General features: G+C 68.5%; 17 protein-coding genes. 7 read left to right on the top strand and 10 right to left on the bottom strand.

Translation table 11 applies throughout. The features are described 5' to 3' along the window. Positions 1-153: 153 nt before the first annotated feature. Entirely contained in the window at positions 154-2,076 is a 1,923-nt protein-coding gene (locus ABFT43_RS00425) for an ABC transporter ATP-binding protein (protein WP_347958437.1), read from the top strand. Positions 2,077-2,079: 3 nt separating this feature from the next. Here ABFT43_RS00425 and ABFT43_RS00420 read toward each other — a convergent pair whose 3' ends face one another. From ABFT43_RS00420 to ABFT43_RS00410, 3 genes are all read right to left on the bottom strand, one after another. Continuing rightward, a complete protein-coding gene (locus tag ABFT43_RS00420) occupies positions 2,080-2,361 on the bottom strand; it encodes a hypothetical protein (protein ID WP_347958436.1) in 282 nt (93 codons plus the stop codon). Between the two features lie 67 nt (positions 2,362-2,428). Further along, a complete protein-coding gene (locus ABFT43_RS00415) occupies positions 2,429-2,779 on the bottom strand; it encodes a YidH family protein (protein WP_347958435.1) in 351 nt (116 codons plus the stop codon). A 79-nt stretch (positions 2,780-2,858) separates the two neighbouring features. Next, on the bottom strand, positions 2,859-3,833 hold the full coding sequence (locus ABFT43_RS00410; RefSeq protein WP_347958434.1) for an alpha/beta hydrolase: 975 nt from the start codon (positions 3,831-3,833) through the stop codon (positions 2,859-2,861). A 161-nt stretch (positions 3,834-3,994) separates the two neighbouring features. Between ABFT43_RS00410 and ABFT43_RS00405 the strand changes: the two genes are divergently transcribed. Beyond that, positions 3,995-7,861 carry a Pls/PosA family non-ribosomal peptide synthetase gene (locus ABFT43_RS00405; RefSeq protein ID WP_457590081.1) on the top strand — a complete coding sequence of 1,289 codons (3,867 nt, stop codon included), beginning with the start codon at positions 3,995-3,997 and terminating at the stop codon, positions 7,859-7,861. Positions 7,862-7,927: 66 nt separating this feature from the next. Here ABFT43_RS00405 and ABFT43_RS00400 read toward each other — a convergent pair whose 3' ends face one another. Continuing rightward, positions 7,928-8,509: an HdeD family acid-resistance protein gene (locus ABFT43_RS00400; RefSeq protein ID WP_347958433.1), complete on the bottom strand. Its 582-nt coding sequence runs from the start codon at positions 8,507-8,509 to the stop codon at positions 7,928-7,930. 89 nt (positions 8,510-8,598) lie between these two features. On the opposite strand from ABFT43_RS00400, the gene ABFT43_RS00395 reads away from it, so the two are divergent. Together ABFT43_RS00395 and ABFT43_RS00390 are read left to right on the top strand one after the other, a co-directional pair. After that, positions 8,599-9,465: a thioesterase family protein gene (locus tag ABFT43_RS00395; protein ID WP_347958432.1), complete on the top strand. Its 867-nt coding sequence runs from the start codon at positions 8,599-8,601 to the stop codon at positions 9,463-9,465. Between the two features lie 70 nt (positions 9,466-9,535). Then, entirely contained in the window at positions 9,536-10,600 is a 1,065-nt protein-coding gene (locus ABFT43_RS00390; protein WP_347958431.1) for a DUF4185 domain-containing protein, read from the top strand. A gap of 169 nt (positions 10,601-10,769) precedes the next feature. Here the strand turns inward: ABFT43_RS00390 and ABFT43_RS00385 are convergent, their stop codons facing one another. The 3 genes from ABFT43_RS00385 to ABFT43_RS00375 all read right to left on the bottom strand — a co-directional run bounded on the left by ABFT43_RS00385 (position 10,770) and on the right by ABFT43_RS00375 (position 13,408). Next, positions 10,770-11,468, bottom strand: a complete 699-nt coding sequence (locus ABFT43_RS00385; RefSeq protein ID WP_347958430.1) for a DUF305 domain-containing protein — start codon at positions 11,466-11,468, stop codon at positions 10,770-10,772. Between the two features lie 68 nt (positions 11,469-11,536). Further along, the gene (locus tag ABFT43_RS00380) at positions 11,537-12,007 is read right to left on the bottom strand and encodes a hypothetical protein (RefSeq protein WP_347958429.1); all 471 of its coding nucleotides are present in this window, start codon (positions 12,005-12,007) and stop codon (positions 11,537-11,539) included. Positions 12,008-12,028: 21 nt separating this feature from the next. Next, positions 12,029-13,408, bottom strand: a complete 1,380-nt coding sequence (locus ABFT43_RS00375) for a phosphatase PAP2 family protein (RefSeq protein WP_457590080.1) — start codon at positions 13,406-13,408, stop codon at positions 12,029-12,031. Between the two features lie 207 nt (positions 13,409-13,615). On the opposite strand from ABFT43_RS00375, the gene ABFT43_RS00370 reads away from it, so the two are divergent. From ABFT43_RS00370 to ABFT43_RS00360, 3 genes are all read left to right on the top strand, one after another. Then, positions 13,616-13,831, top strand: a complete 216-nt coding sequence (locus tag ABFT43_RS00370) for a hypothetical protein (RefSeq protein WP_347958428.1) — start codon at positions 13,616-13,618, stop codon at positions 13,829-13,831. Between the two features lie 67 nt (positions 13,832-13,898). After that, positions 13,899-14,669 (top strand): deoxyribonuclease IV, encoded by a 771-nt coding sequence (locus ABFT43_RS00365; protein ID WP_347958427.1) that lies wholly within the window; start codon positions 13,899-13,901, stop codon positions 14,667-14,669. A gap of 277 nt (positions 14,670-14,946) precedes the next feature. After that, positions 14,947-16,779, top strand: a complete 1,833-nt coding sequence (locus ABFT43_RS00360) for an acyl-CoA dehydrogenase (RefSeq protein WP_347958426.1) — start codon at positions 14,947-14,949, stop codon at positions 16,777-16,779. Between the two features lie 140 nt (positions 16,780-16,919). On the opposite strand, the gene ABFT43_RS00355 is transcribed toward ABFT43_RS00360, so the two are convergent. From ABFT43_RS00355 to ABFT43_RS00345, 3 genes are all read right to left on the bottom strand, one after another. Further along, positions 16,920-17,489, bottom strand: coding sequence for a hypothetical protein (locus ABFT43_RS00355; protein WP_347958425.1), 570 nt, complete (start codon positions 17,487-17,489; stop codon positions 16,920-16,922). Between the two features lie 502 nt (positions 17,490-17,991). Next, complete coding sequence (locus ABFT43_RS00350) at positions 17,992-18,771, bottom strand: SDR family NAD(P)-dependent oxidoreductase (protein WP_347958424.1); 780 nt, start codon at positions 18,769-18,771, stop codon at positions 17,992-17,994. Between the two features lie 81 nt (positions 18,772-18,852). Next, positions 18,853-20,550 (bottom strand): VanW family protein, encoded by a 1,698-nt coding sequence (locus ABFT43_RS00345; RefSeq protein ID WP_347958423.1) that lies wholly within the window; start codon positions 20,548-20,550, stop codon positions 18,853-18,855. Between the last annotated feature and the right edge of the window lie 166 nt (positions 20,551-20,716).

The following is a 20,716-nucleotide window of genomic DNA, read 5'->3' as shown; positions in this document are numbered from 1 at the left end:
ACCGTGGCCGATCCACTGGACGTGGTCGCCGTCTGAGACCTCTTCCACCAAACCTAGAGCATCGGTGCAATCGTTCGCGGACCGCTCGGACAATTCCGGCACCCCGAGCGCTCGACTAGACCTCAAGTGAGCTTTAAGTTCTACGCTGCTCGCATGAGCATGGAATCGGTCGCCTGGGACATGATGTACAAGTCCTCCACCTCGCCGGACAGCAAGAGACTGCGGGGTGATCGCCGCACGACGCTGCGGCGGATCGGCGACTTCGCACGCCCACATCGCCGGCGCATCGCGTTCTTCCTGCTCCTCTCGGTGTTCACGGCGGTGTTGACCGTGATCACCCCGCTGCTGGCGGGACGCGTGGTCAACCTCATCACCGGCGGCGGCTCGGAGGCGGTGATCATCGGGATCGCGGTGGCGATCGCACTCATCGCGGTCGCCGAGGCGGCCTCCGGCGTCGCAACCCGCTGGTTGTCGTCGAACATCGGCGAAGGCCTGATCTTCGACCTGCGACGCGCGGTCTTCGACCACGTTCAGAAGATGCCGGTCGCCTTCTTCACCCGTACGCGCACCGGCGCGCTGGTGAGCCGACTGAACAACGATGTGATCGGCGCGCAGCGCGCTTTCAGCGACACGCTGTCGGGCGTGGTCTCCAACTTCGTGACCCTCACGCTCACCTTGGGCGTGATGATCGCGATCAGCTGGCAGATCACCCTGCTCGCGCTGATCCTGTTGCCGGTCTTCGTGATCCCGGCGCGCCGGATGGGTCGCCGCATGGCGGCGCTGTCGCGGGAGGCCGCCGAACACAACGCACGGATGTCGACGCAGATGACCGAGCGGTTCTCCGCTCCGGGAGCGACGCTGGTGAAACTGTTCGGCCGCCCCGACCTCGAGTCGCGCGAATTCGCCGAACGCGCAGATCGCGTGCGCGACATCGGGGTTCGCCGCGCGATGCTGCAGGCGTACTTCTTCACCGCGCTCACGCTGGTGTCGGCGCTCGCGCTGGCGCTGGTCTACGGCCTCGGCGGTTGGCTGGCGGTCGACGAGCACCTGTCCGCCGGCGCCGTGGTCTCCCTCGCCCTGCTGCTGACCCGAATGTATGCCCCGCTCACCGCGCTGGCCAATGCGCGCGTCGAGATCATGAGTGCGCTGGTCAGTTTCGAGCGCGTCTTCGAGGTGCTCGATCTGCCGCCGCTCATCACCGACGCCCCCGACGCCCGCCCGGTGCCGGGCACCGAGTCCGGGAGGCCGGTGCCGATCTCGGTGCGGTTCGATGATGTCTCCTTCGCCTACCCGTCCGCCGACAAGGTTTCCCTCGCCTCCCTGGAAGAGGTTGCGCAACTGGACAACCGCGCCGGCACCACCGTCTTGCACAACGTGACCATCGACGTTCCCGCCGGCAAGATGGTCGCGCTGGTGGGCAGTTCGGGAGCGGGCAAGTCGACCATCGCGAACCTCGCCACCCGGCTGTACGACGTCGACTCCGGCTCGGTACAGCTCGCCGGCGTCGACATCCGTGATCTGCAGATCTCCTCTGTGCACCGGACCGTCGGCCTGGTGACCCAGGACGGTCACCTCTTCCACGACACCGTGCGCGCGAATCTCGTTCTGGCCCGGCCTGATGTGTCCGACGAGGAGATCTGGGACGCGTTGCGGCGCGCCCGCCTCGACGAACTCGTCGCATCGCTGCCCGACGGACTCGACACCATCGTCGGCGAACGCGGATACCGGCTGTCCGGAGGCGAACGCCAGCGTATGACGATCGCGCGATTGCTGCTCGCCCAGCCGTCGGTGGTCATCCTCGACGAGGCGACCGCACACCTGGACTCCACGTCGGAGGCGGCGGTGCAGGAGGCCCTCGCCGAAGCGCTGGAGGGCCGGACGTCGATCGTCATCGCCCACCGGTTGTCCACGATCCGTGCGGCCGACGAGATCGTCGTACTCGAAGGCGGTCGGGTCGTCGAACGCGGCGATCACCCGACCCTGCTCGCACGAGGCGGCCGCTACGCCGAGCTCTACCGGACGCAGTTCGCGGTCGGGGAAGAGTGCGCCGGCGAGGAGGACACCCTCAGCGCGTAAGGCCTACTGCTCGTCTTCCAGATCGTCGAAGTTGTCGATCAGGCCGCGGCGGGGCCGCTTGGTCTCGTCGGCGCGCTGCATGCGGCGCCGCCGGAATTGCATGACGATCAGCACGATGTTGACGACGATGATGGCGATCCCGACGGCAACCCAGAACCAGCGGCCGTCACGCCACCAGTCGACGGTCAGCCAACCGAGGCAGACGATGAGGATGGCCGCGCCGATGGTGGTCATCGTCGTCGACACTGTCTGCGCGCCGCGTGCGAAGTCGGGGCCGGTACTCACGAGAACTCCTGGTGTGGACGATAGTGGCTGGCGATCTACATCCGGGCCCGGGCGGGTCCGTACCCGGTCAGGTCTGGAGGACGACCACGACCGCGATCAGGATTGCCACCACCACTATCGCAGTCACGACGTAGAGAATCGGGGCCGGGCCCGGCATCCGGCCACCGCTCAGGAGGACGCGCATGGTGCGCCGCCACCGCCAGGCGCCGACGAGCGCGAAGCTGCAACCCAGCCCGACGAGTACCAGGCCCAGGATGACCTCGAGGACCGGGTGCTCGAGGTCGGGCGCGAGGTAGACGATCGCCATGCCCGCCGCCATGAACCCGAGCGCGGTGCGGATCCACGCGAGCAGGGTGCGTTCGGCGGCAAGGGTGAACCGGGCGTCGACGGCGCCGGGCGGCACGGCAGGTGCGGGCACCTGTGGGTTTCCGGGAGCCGGCACGGGCCCTGTGGAGGACGGTCGGGACGCAGTCGTCGCGGCGTCCGACCGCACGCCCTCAGACGGCCCGCTTTCCCTCTCGGTCGTCAGCGTCCTTGCCCTCTCGTATCGCCCGCCTCGCGAAGTCGGCGGTCGCCTCGATCGCGTGCATCGTCTCCGGGTGATGGGAGTTCAGCACCGGAAACGCGTGTACCTGCCAAGCGTAACTGTGCGCGACGGCCTCGACGCCCGCATCGTCGAGCCGCTCGACGAGCTCGATGACGTCGGGTTCGAGCATCTCGTCCTCGGCGGTCACCATCGCCGTCGGCGGGAAGATCTCGGGGTCGAGGTCGGCGATGCGGCGGACCCCCGACAGTGGCACCGGCCCCTTGTCGAACCGGGGCGCGAGTGTGGCCATCTTGGATTTGGGGAGGTATGCGTCGTGCTCGCTGGTCCGGTCAGGGTTGGTGCCGAGGTCGACGTCGAGCAGCGGTGAGAATCCGATGAGCGCGGCGGGCGCGGGCAGCCCGCGGTCGGCGACGGCCTCGACGACCTTCGCCGCGAGATAGCCGCCCGCCGAGTCGCCGGCGACGACGACCCGGCGGAAGCCGCGTTCGTTGATCAGCTCGGCATAGGCGGCGACGGCGTCGGCCACCGACGTTCCCACGCCCACGTCGGGCAACTGGCGGTATTCGAGGGAGAACACCGGGATCTCGCAGGCCCGGGACAGCCGCGCGGCGACCGAGCGGTGCGTGCCGAGACCGCACATGATGAAGGCGCCGCCGTGGAGGTAGAGCATCGCGGTGTCGCTGTCGCGACGCGACGGCCCGACCGGGAGGATCAGTTCCGCCGAGCACCCGCCGAGCGTGAGCTGCTCACGCATCACGCCGCGGGGCTTGGGACCGACCGCGACGATCCGGTCGATGAGGAACAGGGCGGACAGGCCCGGCTTGTTGATCGGCCAGACGGAGAAGACCGGCTTCAGGAAGACACGGGCGCCGAACCACAACGGATACGACAGGAGGCTCGGCCGCCGGTGGTGGACGATGGGCATTCGGGGTTCCTCCTGGTCTCAGCCGAAGCTACACCCCGGCGCCGTTGAATAACCCGTGAACGGATTGCAAAACATCCGACCGTTCGACGCGAAGTGTGCTCGGCCGATCCCGGAGCCCGCTATATTCTCGATCCCGTGATGAGACGGTGGGTGTGACACGCGTGCAGATCCTCCCTCAGTTCCTGCTGTCCGCGCAGGCAGACGAGCCGCGGACCCTGTGCGATGTTCTCACCGCGACCGCCCGTGCGCATCCCGACGCCGCGGCCGTCGACGACGGTGACGTGGTCCTCACCTACAGCCAACTGCTGGCGCTGATCCGGCGCACGACGTCGCGCCTCGCCGAGGTCGGCGTCGGCCACGGCAGCCGCGTCGGAATCCGGATGCCGTCCGGTTCGCGCGATCTGTACGTCTCGATCCTGGCGACGCTGTTCGCCGGCGCCGCCTACGTGCCGGTCGACGCCGACGATCCGGACGAGCGCGCCGAACTGGTCTTCGGCGAGGCGCGGGTCGACGCGATCGTCGACGCGGACGGGCCGCGCGCGGTGAATCCCGGCCCGGTGCCCCCGGGCGAGCCGGCTCGGCCCACCCCGTCAGACGACGCGTGGATCATCTTCACCTCCGGTTCCACCGGGACGCCGAAGGGCGTGGCCGTCACGCACCGCAACGCGGCCGCCTTCGTCGACGCCGAGGCGCACCTGTTCCTGCGCGAGCAGCCGATCGGTCCGGGCGATCGCGTGCTCGCCGGCCTGTCGGTCGCGTTCGACGCGTCGTGCGAGGAGATGTGGCTGGCGTGGCGCAACGGCGCCTGCCTGGTCCCCGCGCCCCGCTCACTGGTGCGCAGTGGCATCGACCTCGGTCCGTGGCTCGTCGCACGCGACATCACCGTCGTCTCGACGGTCCCGACGCTCGCCTCTCTGTGGCCGTCGGAGGCACTGGATGCGGTGCGCCTGTTGATCTTCGGCGGCGAGGCATGCCCGCCGGAACTCGCCGACCGGCTTGTGGTGCCCGGCCGCGAGGTGTGGAACACCTACGGCCCCACCGAGGCGACGGTCGTCGCCTGCGCCGCACCGCTCGGCGGAGACGGCCCGGTACGAATCGGACTGCCGTTGCGCGGTTGGGATCTCGCCGTCGTCGACACCGACGGAAACCCGGTCGCCGAAGGCGAGGTCGGCGAGCTGGTGATCGGCGGCGTCGGCCTCGCCCGGTACCTCGATTCCGCCAAGGACGCCGAGAAGTACGCACCCATGCCGACGCTCGGCTGGGACCGCGCCTACCGTAGTGGCGATCTCGTGCGGCTCGACCGCGCGGGACTCGTGTTCGTGGGGCGCGCCGACGACCAGGTGAAGGTCGGCGGACGGCGCATCGAACTCGGCGAGATCGACAACGCCCTGCAGAATCTGCCCGGGGTCAGCGGTGCGACCGCCGCGGTCCGCAGGTCCACGGCCGGCAACATCCTGCTCGTCGGCTACCTCGTCTCCGCCGATCCCGACTTCGACGTCTCGGCCGCCCATGCCGAGCTCACCCGACAACTGCCCGCCGCGATGGTTCCGACCCTCGCCCTGATCGACGAATTGCCCACGCGCACTTCGGGAAAGGTGGATCGTGATGCGCTGCCCTGGCCGCTGCCGGGCAGCAGCAGAACAGTCGATGACGATGTGGAACTCGGTGAGACCGAGCTGTGGCTGGCGGGACTGTGGACAGACGTGCTCGGCGTACGCGTCGCGCATCCCGATGCCGACTTCTTCGCCGAGGGCGGGGGATCGCTGGCCGCAGCCCAGTTGGTGACCGCGATCCGGTCCCGGCACGCCGATGTCTCCGTGGCCGACCTCTACGACCACCCACGCCTCGGCTCCATGGCCGAGATGCTCGACGCCCGCACTCCCATGACGAACGTCGTCGCGCGGGAAGTGGTCCCGACACCTCGCGGCACCGGCCTCGCCCAGATCGCGCTGTCGGTGCCGCTGACGACGCTCACCGGGTTGCAGTGGGCGACCTGGCTCGGTGTCGTGAACAACGTCGCGATCGCCGTCGCCGAACGATTCCACCGGGAGGTGCCGTGGCTGGTCGCGGTGAACTGGTGGGTTCTCCTCGCGGCCTTCCTGGTCTTCGTCACCCCGCCGGGCCGGATGTGCGTGGCGGCGCTGGGGTCCCGGCTGTTGCTGCGGGGCCTGGCTCCGGGCGAGTATCCACGCGGCGGCGGCGTGCACGTCCGCCTGTGGGTGGCCGAACGGCTCCTCGACGCGAGTGGCGCCGCCAACCTCTCCGGTGCTCCCTGGATGATCTACCTCGCCCGCGCCCTCGGCGCGCGGATCGGCAGCGGCGTGGACCTCCACTCGATCCCGCCGGTCACGGGGATGCTCACGGTCGGCGCCGGGGCATCGATCGAGCCCGAGGTCGACCTCGCGGGGTGGTGGATCGACGGCGACGTCGTGCACATCGGCGAGATCGCCGTGAGGCGCGGCGCCTCGGTCGGGGCGAGGTCGACGTTGATGCCGGGCGCCGTCGTCGGCCGGGACGCCGTGGTGGCGGCCGGGTCCGCGGTGTTCGGCCGGGTCAAGGCGCGGCAGCACTGGGCCGGTTCGCCTGCGGTGAAGGTGGGCAAGGCCGCGCGAGGGTGGCCCGGGCACCGCCCGCCCCGGGCACGCCGCTGGGTGCCGGTCTACGGGGTGTCGTCGTTGGTCCTCGCCGCCATCCCGCTGGTGTCACTCGGCGCGGGGCTCGCGGTGATCGGCGCATGGTCGCTGTCCGCGGACGACCTGGGGACGGCGGCCGGTCGCGCACTCGTGTTGCTGCCGGCGGCGACGCTGACCGGCCTCGCGGTGTTCGCCGCGATCACCGTGGCCCTGGTGCGCCTGGCGTCGCTGGGCCTGACCACCGGTTATCACCCGGTCCGGTCCCGCGTCGGTTGGCAGGTGTGGTTGACCGAACGCCTGCTCGACACCGCCCGGACGTACCTGTTCCCGCTGTACGCGAGCCTGCTGACGCCGGTCTGGTTTCGCGTGCTGGGCGCGAAGGTGGGTGCGGGAACCGAGATCTCGACGGCTCTCGTGCTGCCCCGATTCACCACCATCGGCGACGGCGCATTCCTCGCCGACGACACCATGGTCGCGTCGTACGAGCTGGGCGGCGGCTGGATGCACGTCGACGAGGCGAAGATCGGCAAGCGGTCGTTCCTGGGGAACTCTGGGATGACCGGGCCCGGGCGGAAGGTACCGAAGAACGGTCTGGTCGCGGTGCTGTCCGCGACGCCGTCGCGGGCGAAGTCGGGATCGAGCTGGCTGGGCAGCCCGCCGGTTCGCCTGCGCCGCACCGCCGCCGAGGTCGACACCGCCCGCACCTTCGACCCGCCGGCCCGGCTGAGGGTCGCACGCGCGGTGATCGAGACGATGCGCCTGATCCCGGTGATGGTCTCGTTCGCGATCGGCGTCGGGACCCTGCTCGTGCTGCAACTCCTCGCCGTCCACGTGCACGCCGCGGTCGCTGCGCTCTCGAGCGGCGTGGTGTTGCTGGCGGCCGGCGCCGTCGCGTGCTGTGTGGCGGCGGCCGCGAAATGGCTCGTCGTCGGCCGGATCAGGGTCGGCGAGCATCCGCTGTGGTCGTCGTTCGTCTGGCGCAACGAGCTGTCGGATGCGTTCGTGGAGACGGTCGCCGCGCCCTGGTTCGCCAACGCCGCGACCGGCACCCCGATCCTCAATCTGTGGTTGCGGATGCTGGGCGCGAGGATCGGGCGCGGCGTGTGGTGCGAAACCTATTGGCTGCCCGAGGCCGACCTCGTCGAACTCGGCGACGGCGCGACCGTTGCCCGTGGCTGCGTGGTGCAGACGCACCTTTTCCACGACCGCGTCATGGCGATCGACCGGGTGCGGCTGGAGGCCGGGGCGACGCTCGGCCCGCACTGCGTCGCACTGCCCGCATCGGGGCTGGGTGAATCCGCAACCGTCGGGCCGGCGTCACTGGTCATGCGCGGCGACGTGGTGCCCGGCCACACACGGTGGCAGGGCAATCCGATCGCGCCGTGGGCCGAGTGAGCCCGGCGCGGGAAATCGTCCGAGCGCAGCTCGATCTCGCCGGCCGAGCTGCGCTCGACGCGCCGGTCAGGCGGCCGGTGCCGCGGGCTCGTCGACCTTCTTGGGCAGCGTGAGCAGCGTCGCGATCGACAGGGCGATCAGCATGATGCCGCCGACCCAGGTCAGCACCTGCAGCGAGAAGACCGGCAGCACGATCATCACGATGCCGGCGATGACCGAGACGATGCCCGAGAGGATCAGGAACCAGGTCGGGCTGTGACCGGACTTGGTGATCGCCGCGTAGAGGTCGGCGACGCCCTGGAAGATCCAGCCGATGCCGATGAACACCGCGAGCAGCCACAGCGCGTCACCCGGGCTGAACAGCGCTATGACACCCGCGACCAGGATGATCACGCCGATGACGCCGAGCAGTACGCGCGTGCCGGTTCCGAGGAAGGACGCCGCGAACGCTTGGTAGACGCGGAAGATGCCGGTGACGATCAGCGAGATGGCGAACAGGATCGCCACGACGAGGATCGTCGGACCGGGCCAGACGATCGCGATCACACCGAGCACGATGCCCACGATCGAGGTGACGATGAGGGCGGTCCGGAGGGCGCCGATCAGTTCGTCGGGGAAAAACTTGTTGTACGCCGTCGCAAAGGTCATGGTCGAAGGGTATCCCGCAACCAGCGCGAACACGCCGACCCGACGGGTCCGTGGCACAAACTGACTCCTGGACCGGTAGTAAGTAACGGGTGAGCACGATCGCGTTCTTCGAGACCGTCGACGACCCGTCGGACGGGACCCGCCACCTCCCGACGCCGTTCTCCCGCAGCGCGTGGTCTCCGGACGCGATCACCGGCCCCGCGGTGTGCGGCCTGGTGGCGTGGGCGGTCGAGGAGGAGTTCGGATCGGACGAGTTCCTGCCCGCCCGGTGCACCATCGACATGTTCAAGTCGGCACGTCGCCTGCCGACCTCCACCCGCAACCGGATGATCCGCTCCGGCGGGCGCATCCGCGTCGTCGACACCGAGATCGTGCAGCACCCCGACGACGGCGAAGAGTTCGTCGTCGCGCGCGGGACGACGGTGTTCCTCAAGACCTCGACCAACCCGCCCGGCGAACGCTGGCACCGCCCGGCCGAGTGTGTGACCTTCACACCGCCGGAACGCGACCCCGACGGCTACGCACCCCTCTTCTCCTCGGACTCCCCCGACGGCGTCGTCGGCGACTGGGACCCGACGATGGGCAATCACCAGACCGGCACCCGCAAACGGCTGTGGACCCGGGCCGTCCCGATCGTGCCCGGCAAGGAGCCGACGCCGTTCCAGCGGACTGTCATCGGCGCCGAGTCCGCGAGCCTCATCTCGAACTGGGGAACCACCGGCATCGGTTTGATCAACTGCGATCTGACCGTGGCCATCAGCCGCCTGCCACATGGCGAGCGCATCGGCGTCGAGGCGGACTTCCACGTGGAGGACGACGGCGTCTCGGTGAGCAACACCGGTCTGTACGACCGCGACGGGATGTTCGGAACCGCCCTGGTGACCGCGGTGAACAACGCCGCCGCACAGATCGACTTCACCAAGGTGGACACCATGAAGCGCTATCGTGAGGGCTGAACCGGCCCAAGCTCATTAGCCAGCGTAAATACCTCCCCGGAGCTTGCCAGGTCTTGATATCGTCACGCCCATGACACGGCGCCTTCATCGGCTCATCCCTGGTCTGATCATCTCGGTGCTCGCTGTCGCCCTGACGACCACGGTGTCGGCCGCACCGGCACACGCGGGTCATGCGGCCGGACCGGCCACGATGGTCGCGCGGCTCACCGGGCCGTTCGCCATGAACGACACCATCGGCCGCTACAACATCTTCGGCACCGACCTCGGCATCATGTGGGACAACGGGCGCGGCGAGATCCTCACCGCATTCGGTGACACACAGTCGATCAACGGCTGGTCGCTGCTGTACGGCGAGCTGTTCTACTGGCGGTCCAACGTCCTGCTCCGCAGCACCGACCGCTACCTGGCCGACGGCATGACGTTCACCTCCCACGCGGGGCGTCCCGGTCACGCCAAGCGCCTGCTGAAGCCAAATGTGCGGCGCGAGGTCACCATCATCCCGACCGCCGGCGTCGCCGCGAACGGCAAGCAGTACATGACCGTCATGTCCGTCAAGCGGTGGGACCAGCCGGGCATCTGGACCACCAACTGGTCGGGCCTGGTGGTCTCGGACGACAACGGCGAGAACTGGCGCGCGGTGAACGCCTTCCGCCCCAACGGCGGCGGTAACAAGAAGTTCCAGATGGGTGCCTTCCTCAAGGTCGGCAAGACCATCTACTACTACGGCACTCCCGATGGGCGTTGGGGCGCGGTCTATCTCGCCCGCGTCGAGGAGAAGGACATCGAGAACCTCTCCAAGTGGGAGTACTTCTCCTACGGACGCTGGGTCCCGAACAACCCGTCGGCCGCGACCCCGGTGATGGGCGCGCCGACGGGCGAGCTGTCGGTGGCGTGGAACGACTACCTCGGGAAGTACGTGTCGCTGTCCAGCCAGGATGCCGGCGCGGTTCTCCGCACCGCCGACAAGCCCTGGGGCCCTTGGTCGTCCGGTGAGATCGTGGCACCGTCGCATGACCCGTACACCGGGTACGCGCCCTACATCCACCCGTGGTCGAAGGGCAGCACCCTGTACTTCACCTACTCGATCTCGCTCGGCTACCAGGTCTATCTGATGCGGTTGCCGCTGAAGCGCTGACACCGTCGGCGCATCCGAATCCCGGAATACCGGACAAGACAGGCAAGACGGAAGTGGGGCGGACCCCATGACGGGTGCGCCCCACATCCCGTGTGCAAGTGTTTCTTCGGAGTCCTCCAGGAGCCCGCCGCAGGCCCCGGCCATCCGGGATGCGGTGGACGTCGCACGATCACCGGCCGAGCATCTTCCTCATCTGGTCGATCTCGGACCGCTGGGTCTGCCTGACCTGCGTCGCCAGCTCCTTCGACGCCGGGTTCACGCCGTCGGCGAGTTCCTCGTCGGCCATCTCGATGGCGCCCTCGTGGTGGCGGATCATGCCCTCGAGCCACAACCGGTCGAATTCGGCTCCCCGCGCGTTCTGCAGCGTCGTCATCTCCTGGGCGGACATCATCCCGCCCATCGCACCGGAGTGCGGTCCGTGCTGCATGTGACCGTTGTGGTCGTCGTCGGGCACGGCGACACCCCACGACCGCAGCCGGTCGGTCATCTGGTCGATCTCCGCCTCCTGGGCGTCCTCGATCCGGTCCGCCAGGGCGATCAGTTCGGCGTTGGTCGTCCGGTCCTCGACCAGGTCGGCCATTTCCACCGCTTGCTGATGGTGGACGATCATCATGCTGTTGAACGCGATGTCGGCCTCGTTGTGGGCTGCCGGTGTGTCGGGCGACGTCACCGAGGTGGGTGTCAAGGCCGACGACGCGGCCGTGGTCGTCGAGGCGCCGCCTGCCGCGGGACTGCCGTCGCCGGATTGGTCCGACGGTTCCTGGTCGGGCGAGCATGCGACGACGGTGACGGCGAGGCCGAACGCGGCCGCCCCGATTCCGAGACGGGCGGCGCGACGGCGGCTTCGTGCGGTGTTCTGGATGGACATGGGTTCTTCCTTTGCTGAGATCTTCGGAATGCTGACGACGCGGGACCGAGAGGTCCGCAGACGTCTCCTCAGCAGCGGATCACCTGCAGCTGTAGATGGGTGTGGACGGCCCAGGGCGGCGGCCGCCCGAGACGCACGACGACGTGATGGGTGCGCCTTGGCACCAGCGGCACCGACGGGAACACCCAGACGAGCAGGACCAGGACCGCCGCCGGCCGGTCGGTCTCGGCGACGCGGATGAAGACGCATCCGTGGATGTGGTCGCCGCAGTCGTCGTCGCCGGTCATCACCGGCGCGTCGGCCGTCATAACCGGCGGTGCGGCGGTGGCCGAGAGCGCGTGCGACACCTGCGGCGTCCCGCCCGTACCGGAGGGCGCGGCAGGTTCCTCGTCGTGTACCGGCACGTGATGGACCGCGCCGTCCGAGGAGGTGCCCGCCGGTCCCGCGATCACGGTGTGCATCAGCATCACCGCGAGCGCCAGAAGAAAGACGAGTGCCGCCGGGCGTCGGATGCCGCCGCGGCCCCGGGACGGACTCACCGTTTCAGGCTAGCGACGTGGCTAGACCGACGTCGACACCTTCTCGGCGTCGGGGTCCTCGTCGTCGGACGCTGCCGCTGCCGACTTGTCGGATGATGTCGCTGCCGACTTGTCGGATGATGTCGCTGCCGACTTCGTGACACCCACGCGTGCATGCCCGTTTTCTGCATCTCCGGCCTCGGCACCGGACGCCGCGGCGCGTCGTCGCTGTCTCGGGATGAGCCACTTCCAGTCGATGAGCCGGTAGGCGGCGATCACCGCGGCGGCGAGCGCCCACCCGAGCACGATGTCGAAGACGTAGTGCTCGGCCGTGTAGATCAGGGCGAACGCCATCGCGAAGGCGTATCCCATGTACAGCGTCTTGCCGAGCGCCTTCACCCGCGGCCACATGAACAGCGCCAACAGCATGGTGAGACCGGCGTGTAGCGACGGAATGGCCGCGACCAGGTTGGACTTGGTCTGGCCGATCGTCACGATCTGCGACGCCATGTGGATGTTCAGGTAGTTCCAGCCGCGGGCCGAGATCCGCTCGACGTACGGATTGGCACCGGGGTGCTCATTGTCCAGCGGCCCGAGCAGCCCGCCCGGCTCGGCGGCCTCGGGCGAGTACATGCAGATCGGGTCGCGCGGGTAGTCCTGCACCTCGACCGCGGTGCAGCGCGCGGCAGCCCACGGCGGGGCGCCGGGGACCAGGGTGTACCCGACGAGCGCCAGGAAGGTCGTCGCGACGAAGCAGGCGGCGTATCGCCGCCATGCCGCACGGTCCTTCAGCCACAGCCAGGCCGCCACCGCGTACGGGATGATGAAGTACGACATGTAGACGACGCTGACGATGACCTCCCACCAGGGCGGCGCCGCCTGTTTGAGCTGCTCCTGGAGGATCGCGGTCGGGGTGCGGCCGCCGAACAGCCACGCATCGAAGTCGATCGCGAGGTGCCAGTGGGTGGGCATGCCGACGATCCGCGCGATGTCGCGCGTCCAGTCGTAGAGCATGAGGATCAGCGCGAACGGCAACCAGTCCAGGATGATCGTGATGAACCGGCGTCGGCCGATGCTCGCCGCGGCCAGACCCAGACACAGCAGGATGATCAGTCGGGTGCGGTCCCAGGCGAGGCCGTAGAAGACGAAATGCAGGACGATCAGCAGCGCCCACGCGGCGATCGCGATGCGCCGGACCAGGGTGAGGTCGCGACGGTTCTCGGGCTCGGCCTCCATCTCGGCGGCCGCGGCGAGGTCGTCGAGGACCGATTCCATCTCCGGCGGATCGCCCTCCGAGCGCTTGCCGTAGGACGGGTTGGTCGACGGAGGGTTATCCGAGGTCGTCTCGCCTGGGGTCGATTCGCCACCGGTTCCCGAGGACTTGCCCGGCCGTGGGAAGCCCACCGACTCGTCAACACTCACCCGATACAGTCCGCCCGTCACACCCCGCAGGGCACCCGCTCACAACTTCCCGACAGTGTAGTGGGAACCGTCGCCGGCAACTCCCGGCTCACCCGTCGCCCGCCACCAGGCGACGTTTCCGCCGAACAGACCCGGCCGTCGAGTGTTCTGGATCACACTGGGTATCTGAATGCCGCGTTCACAGAACAGATCACGAAGGAGGCGTCGGTGCCCAATCGCTATCTGCGCTACGGCGACCAGCGGTACATCATCACCAAGGAAGCCGAAGCACGGCTCAATCGCACCCTCGACGCGGTCTACGCCGACGGGACGCACGGTCACCAGTGGCTGAACCTGTATCACGACAGCGACGCACCATGCCGGCTGCTGATCGCGCCGGGGGTGCCGATCACGATCGAGACCGAACCGGGCCCCGGGGACTGATCCCCACCCCACCCACGACCGTCCGGTGCCCCGCCGCACGCGGAGGCGAGGGCACTATCGTTGACACATGCGCATCGGAGCCCACCTTCGCGAAGACACCGATCCCCTGGCCACAGCCGAAGAGCTGGGGATCGACGTCTTCCAGATGTTCGTCACCGATCCGCAGAGCTGGAAGAAGCCGCAGCCGAATCCGCACGCGCAGGCGATTCGCGAGTCCGACGTCGACGTCGTCGTGCACTCCAGCTACCAGATCAATGTCGCCAGCCTGAACAACCGGCTGCGCATGCCGTCCCGCAAGGCCGTCGAGCAACAGGCCGCCGCGGCCGCGGAACTCGGCGCGTTCGGCCTCGTCGTGCACGGCGGACACCTGCGCGACGGCGAGGACTCCGCCGAGGGATTCGCCAACTGGCGAAAGCTGTTCGACCGCCAGATCGACAAGGGCGGGTTCGGCGTGCCGATCCTCATCGAGAACACCGCGGGCGGCGACCACGCGATGGCCCGCACCCTCGAGTCGATCGACCGACTGTGGGAGGCCGTCGGCGATTTCGAGCAGGCCGGCTTCTGCCTCGACACCTGCCACGCCTGGGCCGGCGGCGAAGACCTCGTCGGCCTCGTCGAACGCGTCAAGGAGATCACCGGGCGTATCGACCTCGTGCACCTGAACAATTCGCGCGACGAGTTCGACTCCGGCCGCGACCGGCACGCCAACCTGGCGTCGGGCCAGATCGACCCGGAGGTGCTCGTCGCCGTGGCCAAGGCCGCCGACTGCCCGATCATCCTGGAGACCCCGGCCGAGGGCATTCCGGCCGACCTCGAGTACCTGCGCTCCGCCCTCTAGAACCGCCGGCCCCTTCTCACCGCCCCCTCACGATTCCGTGGGCGCGGTGACGTCGCGTGCATTTCCCCTGATCGACGGACGCAGATCACAAAAATCCCTGATTGATCCGCTGCGGGTATGGCGCTATCCTGCTGTTACCGGCGAGTAACTTAGCTCGGACCGACACAGCTCCACCGCGCCCGGCCGGTACCCGATCATCCGGATGGGATCGGACCGGGACGCGGCCGTCAAACGACAACGGCCACACCGAAGGGCCACACCAGAGAAGGAATCCACCATGGGCCACTACAAGAGCAACCTGCGCGACCTGCAGTTCAACCTCTTCGAACTGCTTCAGCTCGACAAGGTTCTGGAGTCCGGCGAGTTCGGCGACCTCGACCACGAGACCGCCGTCGACATGCTCCGTGAGGTCAAGGCACTCGCCGAGGGCCCGATCGCGGAATCCTTCGCCGACGCCGACCGCAACCCGCCGGTCTTCGATCCAGAGACCCACAGCGTCACCATCCCGGAGAGCTTCAAGAAGTCCTACAACGCCTTCATCGAGGGCGGCTGGGACAAGATCGGCATCGCCGAGGAGCTCGGCGGCCTGCCCGCCCCGCGTTCGCTGTACTGGGCGATCGGCGAGATGATCCTCGGCGCCAACCCGCCGGTGTTCATGTACGCCGCCGGCGCCGGCTTCTCCAACATCTTCTACAACAACGGCACCGACGAGCAGAAGAAGTGGGCGGCCATCTGCGCCGAGCGCGGCTGGGGCGCCACCATGGTGCTCACCGAGCCCGACGCCGGCTCGGACGTGGGCGCCGGCCGCACCAAGGCCGTTCAGCAGGAGGACGGTTCCTGGCACATCGACGGTGTGAAGCGCTTCATCACCTCGGCCGACCAGGACATGACCGAGAACATCTTCCACCTCGTGCTCGCCCGCCCCGAGGGCGCCGGCCCGGGCACCAAGGGTCTGTCGCTGTTCTTCGTTCCGAAGTACCACTTCGACTTCGAGACCGGCGAGCTCGGCGAGCGCAACGGCGTCTTCGTCACCAACGTCGAGCACAAGATGGGCATCAAGGCCTCGGCCACCTGTGAGGTCACCTTCGGCCAGCACGGCATCCCGGCCAAGGGCTGGCTCGTCGGCGAGGTCCACAAGGGCATCGCGCAGATGTTCGAGGTCATCGAGCACGCTCGAATGATGGTGGGCACCAAGGCCATCGCCACCCTCTCGACCGGTTACCTGAACGCTCTCGAGTTCGCCAAGGAGCGTGTCCAGGGCGCCGACATGACCCAGATGACCGACAAGACCGCTCCGCGCGTGACCATCACCCATCACCCGGACGTGCGTCGTTCGCTGATGACCCAGAAGGCCTATGCCGAGGGTCTGCGTGCGGTCTACCTGTACACCGCGTCGCACCAGGATCCGGTTGCCGCGCAGATCGTCTCCGGCGCCGACGCCGAGATGGCCCACCGCGTCAACGACCTGCTGCTCCCGATCGTCAAGGGTGTCGGCTCCGAGCGCGCCTACGAGAAGCTCACCGAGTCGCTGCAGACCCTGGGTGGCTCCGGCTTCCTCCAGGACTACCCGATCGAGCAGTACATCCGTGACTCGAAGATCGACTCGCTGTACGAGGGCACCACTGCCATCCAGGCGCAGGACTTCTTCTTCCGCAAGATCATCCGCGACAAGGGCCAGGCGCTGGCCCACGTCGCCGGCGAGATCCAGAAGTTCATCGACTCCGAGGCGGGCAACGGTCGCCTGAAGACCGAGCGCGCTCTGCTGAAGACCGCCCTCGAGGACGTCCAGGCCATGGCAGCCTCGCTGACCAACCACCTGATGGCCGCCCAGGAGAACCCCGCCGAGCTGTACAAGATCGGCACCGGTTCGGTTCGCTTCCTGATGTCGGTCGGCGACCTGCTCATCGGCTGGCTGCTGCTGCGCCAGGCCGAGGTCGCCCTCGCCGCGCTCGACAACGGCGCATCGGACGCCGACAAGGCCTTCTACGAGGGCAAGATCGCGGTGGCCACCTTCTTCGCGAAGAACATGCTGCCGCTGCTGACCGCGGTTCGCACCACCGTCGAGAACGTCGACAACGAGATCATGGAGCTCGACGAAGCCGCCTTCTGATCCGAGATGACCAACTGCCCCTGCGGACCTGATCCGCAGGGGCAGTTGTCATTCCCGGCCGAACCACCCCCCCGGACAGATCCACTGACAGATCTCCCGCGGGGCGAGATCCTGTCCACGACGGGAGGGGTTGCGGCGTCCTACTCGAGCAGGGTCAGGCAGTAGCCGGTCGGCTCGGGCTGCTTCGCGAAGTACGTCGCCTGCCCTTCTGCGCAATCCGGTTCCCCGGACACCTTGGACTCGACCTTGAAGTTCGTCGCCCCCGCGACCGACGGCGGTGCCGTGCAGTCGATCTCGCGGACCTCGGCAAGCGCATTGCCCTCGCTCGACGCGGGCAGGTGGTAGCAGCGTCCCGGCTGAAAGACCTGAGCGAGGCAGAGCGCCCTCTTGGTGCGGGAATTCTCGTCCTCGAACCAGAGCCGCGAATAGTCCGCCGCTACACAGAGACCCGCATCGAATGCCTTGAACGCCACCACGTAGTGGAAGTCCGTGCTGTCGCACGACACCTTGTCGACGACGAGTTCGCTCGTCGCCTTGACCGTGAGACATTCCCCGGCCTCGACGTCGTCGACGCTGTTGACGCGGGTGCTGTTGCCGCCCGCGACGACCACCAGCACGATCCCCGCGACCACCACCGCGACGACGAACAGCGCGATGCCACCGAACACGAGCCACAGCGCGGTGTTCTTCTTCTTTCTCGGGGGCGGCACCGGAGCACCGGGCGGATATCCGGGCCCGGGATACGGCGGAGGAGCCCCATACGGTGTTCCCGGCTGCGGGACGCCCGGGTACTGCGGGTACGTGCCGGGCTGCGGGTACGGTCCGGCCGGCGGGCCGGGCGGACCCTGATACGGGCCACCCGAGCGGGGCCGGCCCTGATTCGGATATCCGGGATGCGAAGGACCCTGATTCGGGTTGCGCGGGTACCCGTCGCCCGGGTTGCCGGGTCCTGGTGGCGACATGGTCATCCGGGGAGCCTAACGCGCTCCCGCGCCCGGGTCCCGGTTCCTGTCGGTGGCGTCGTCACGCGCGCGAATGGGCGACGGCCACGATCCCGGCCAGGATCGTGCGGACATTCGGCCCCTCGGCGAGCCCAACCCGCGAAGAGCGACTCGCGATTCGATTGATCCACAGCAGGCGGGTTCGCCGGATCAGCACAGAGGCCTCGGGGACCAGTGGTCCCCCAGGCCTCGATCGCAAGTACCTACTGGATCACTTCGGAGGCATCCGGATGCCGCCGTCGACGCGGATCACCTCGGCGTTCATGTAGCTGTTGGTGATCAGCTCGACGACCATCGAGGCGAGCTCGTCGGGCTGGCCCAGGCGGTGCGGGAACAGAACCGACTCGCCGAGCTTGGCCTTGAACGCCTCCGCGGCCTCACCCTCACCGTAGATCGGGGTGTCGATCAGGCCGGGGGCGATGGTGTTGACGCGGATGCCGACCGCGGCCAGGTCACGGGCGACCGGCAGGGTCATGCCGACGACGCCGCCCTTGGACGAGGAGTACGACGCCTGGCCGATCTGGCCGTCGAACGCGGCGACGCTGGCCATGTTGACGATCGCGCCGCGCTCGCCGTAGGCGTCGAGCGGCTCGGTGCGGCTCATGGCGGTGGCGGCGAGCCGGATGAAGTCGAAGGTGCCGATCAGGTTGATCGCGATGACCTTCTTGTAGGCGTCCAGGTTGTGCGCGGACGCGAACTCACCGTCCTTGCCGATGGTGCGCTGCGCCCAGCCGATACCGGCCGAGTTGACCAGCGCGCGCAGCGGGCCCAGTTCGGTGGCCTGGTTGACGGCGGCCTCGATCTGCTCGGTCGAGGTGACGTCGACGCTGGCGAAGACGCCGCCGATCTCCTTGGCGAGAGCTTCCCCCTTGTCGGCGTTCAGGTCGGCGACGACGACCTTCGCACCCTTGGCCGCCAGCTGGCGGGCCGACGCCGCGCCGATACCCGACGCACCACCTGTGACGATTGCACTAGCTCCGTTGATATCCACGGGTCGCAATATATCGAACGTTCGTGAGATGCGGAACACATGTGAGTTCCTGTCTCATCTCGGACCGCATCGGGTCCCCGGTCAGATGCACTTCACAATCGGCTCGGGCGCATAGCGGACGGTCCGGGTGTGCCGCGTGATCTCCCGCCCGGTGCGGATGTCCCGTACGATGCGCGTGTCCGACGTGGTGAATCCCCTGCTGCCACCGCTGGCGATGCAATCGCCGCCCTTGGGCAGGCTGATCTTCTCCGGGTCGGTGTGGTCGTAGCGCTCGCCGGTGATCGACTCGACCTCGTAGGTCTTGGTTCCCCACAACCGCACGGTGACCGCCGACGGCGACCAGCTGGTCTCGATGAGGACACCGTGGCGGGTGTTGTTGCGGAACTTCAGATCGATGGCGCCCTCGAAGACGGTCGCCTCGCGCGCTTCGGGGTAGCGCGAGATGTAGTACGCGTGCTCGGTGTGGTCGACGTCCTCGAGCCCGGCGAAGTATGCGGCGTTGTAAAGGGTCGTGGCGAACTGGGAGATGCCGCCGCCGACGGCCGTGCCCGCCCGGCCGTGGTTGATGATCGTGGATTCGACGTAACCCTGCGCCGCACCCCGCGGACCGGTATGGCCGTTGAGCGAGAACACTTTTCCGGGCAACACCAGCGCACCGTCGACCTCGGCGGCGACGAGGCGGATGTTCTCCCCCGACGCGGACGAGAACCCACCGGTGGTGTACTCGCTGATCAGTTCGCGCACACCGAGTTTGCGGGCGGCGTCGGTGGTCAGCCGCGGCGGCACCTCGTCGTAGACGACGTCGACCGTGCGCGTGCCGCCGGATGCGGTGGCGGTGGCGGTGAGCGCGTCGAGCGTCTTGGGCCAGTTGATCTTCGCGCCGCTGACCGCCGGCACGACCGTCGGCTTCCCGGTCGCCAGGCTGAATCTCGCACTGACCGCCGGGCGCTGCGATGGATCGAGGTCGGGGGCGAGGATCCGCCGGGCGCGCTTCTCGTCGGCGATCGGGACGAGTCCGCCGCGCCCGTCGGGCCCGAACGTGAGGAACGACGCGATGTCGCCGGAGGGCACCTCGACCTTGCGTTTACGACGATCCACCAGATGCACCGGCCCCGACGTCGCGCGGGTGGCGGGACCGGCGACCGTGGCGTCGACCACCTGCGCGCTGACCGTGGGCGAGAAGGGCTCCATCGGCACGTCGATGGGCGCGCCGTCGAGCCAGCGGTCGACGAGGATCGCGGCCGCGGCGTCGCGGGCGACCCGCTCGCCGGGCGCCGGCTGGTCACCGACGGGGGCCGTGCCGTCGTAGTGCACGCCGCCCTCGACCGCGGCCTTCTCGAGTTCGGTGCGGTGCTCGTCGAGCGCGGTGTCCATGGCCTTGCGGTCCAGGGTCACGACCGGCGAGACATCGCGGTCACGGCCGAGCAGCCCGGCGGCACGGGTGAGCGGGTTGCGCGGCTGCTCCAGCAGGCGCTGCCGCGTCGCCTCCGCGTCGAACGACAGGCCGAGCGCGTCGGGTGCGATCTCGGCCGACCCCTCGGGGGATCGCAGGATCACCGGCTGCTTCGACCGCGCGGTGAGTTCGTCGAGGACCGGGTCGAGAGCGGCGGCATCGCGGTTGCCCGCGGAGATACCACCGACCACGGCGCCGCGCGCGGAGTGGTCACGGGTGAGGATCAGATCGACGGCGAGCACGAGGGTTGCGACCGTCACGACGGCGAGCACGGCACGTAGGGCGTTGCGTGCTCGGCGGGTTCTTGTGGTCACTACTCCATCCATCGCGGCTGACTGCTGGGCCAGTCGGGGGTCTTCCGGCCGAAGGGGGTTCACGGGGAGAGTACCCGGGGCCGAAAAAGCAGGTGCTCCGGCCGAGCTGTCGGGTCGGGGGTCTGACAGCTCTGCCGGAGCTGTATTCATGTCTACGCCATTTCTCGGGGTTTCACAT

The sequence above is a fragment of the Gordonia aurantiaca genome, assembly GCF_039939235.1.
Taxonomy (GTDB): Bacteria; Actinomycetota; Actinomycetes; order Mycobacteriales; family Mycobacteriaceae; genus Gordonia.
Note: the sequence above shows the minus strand (reverse complement) of the source record. Positions and strands in the feature narration are given on the sequence as shown.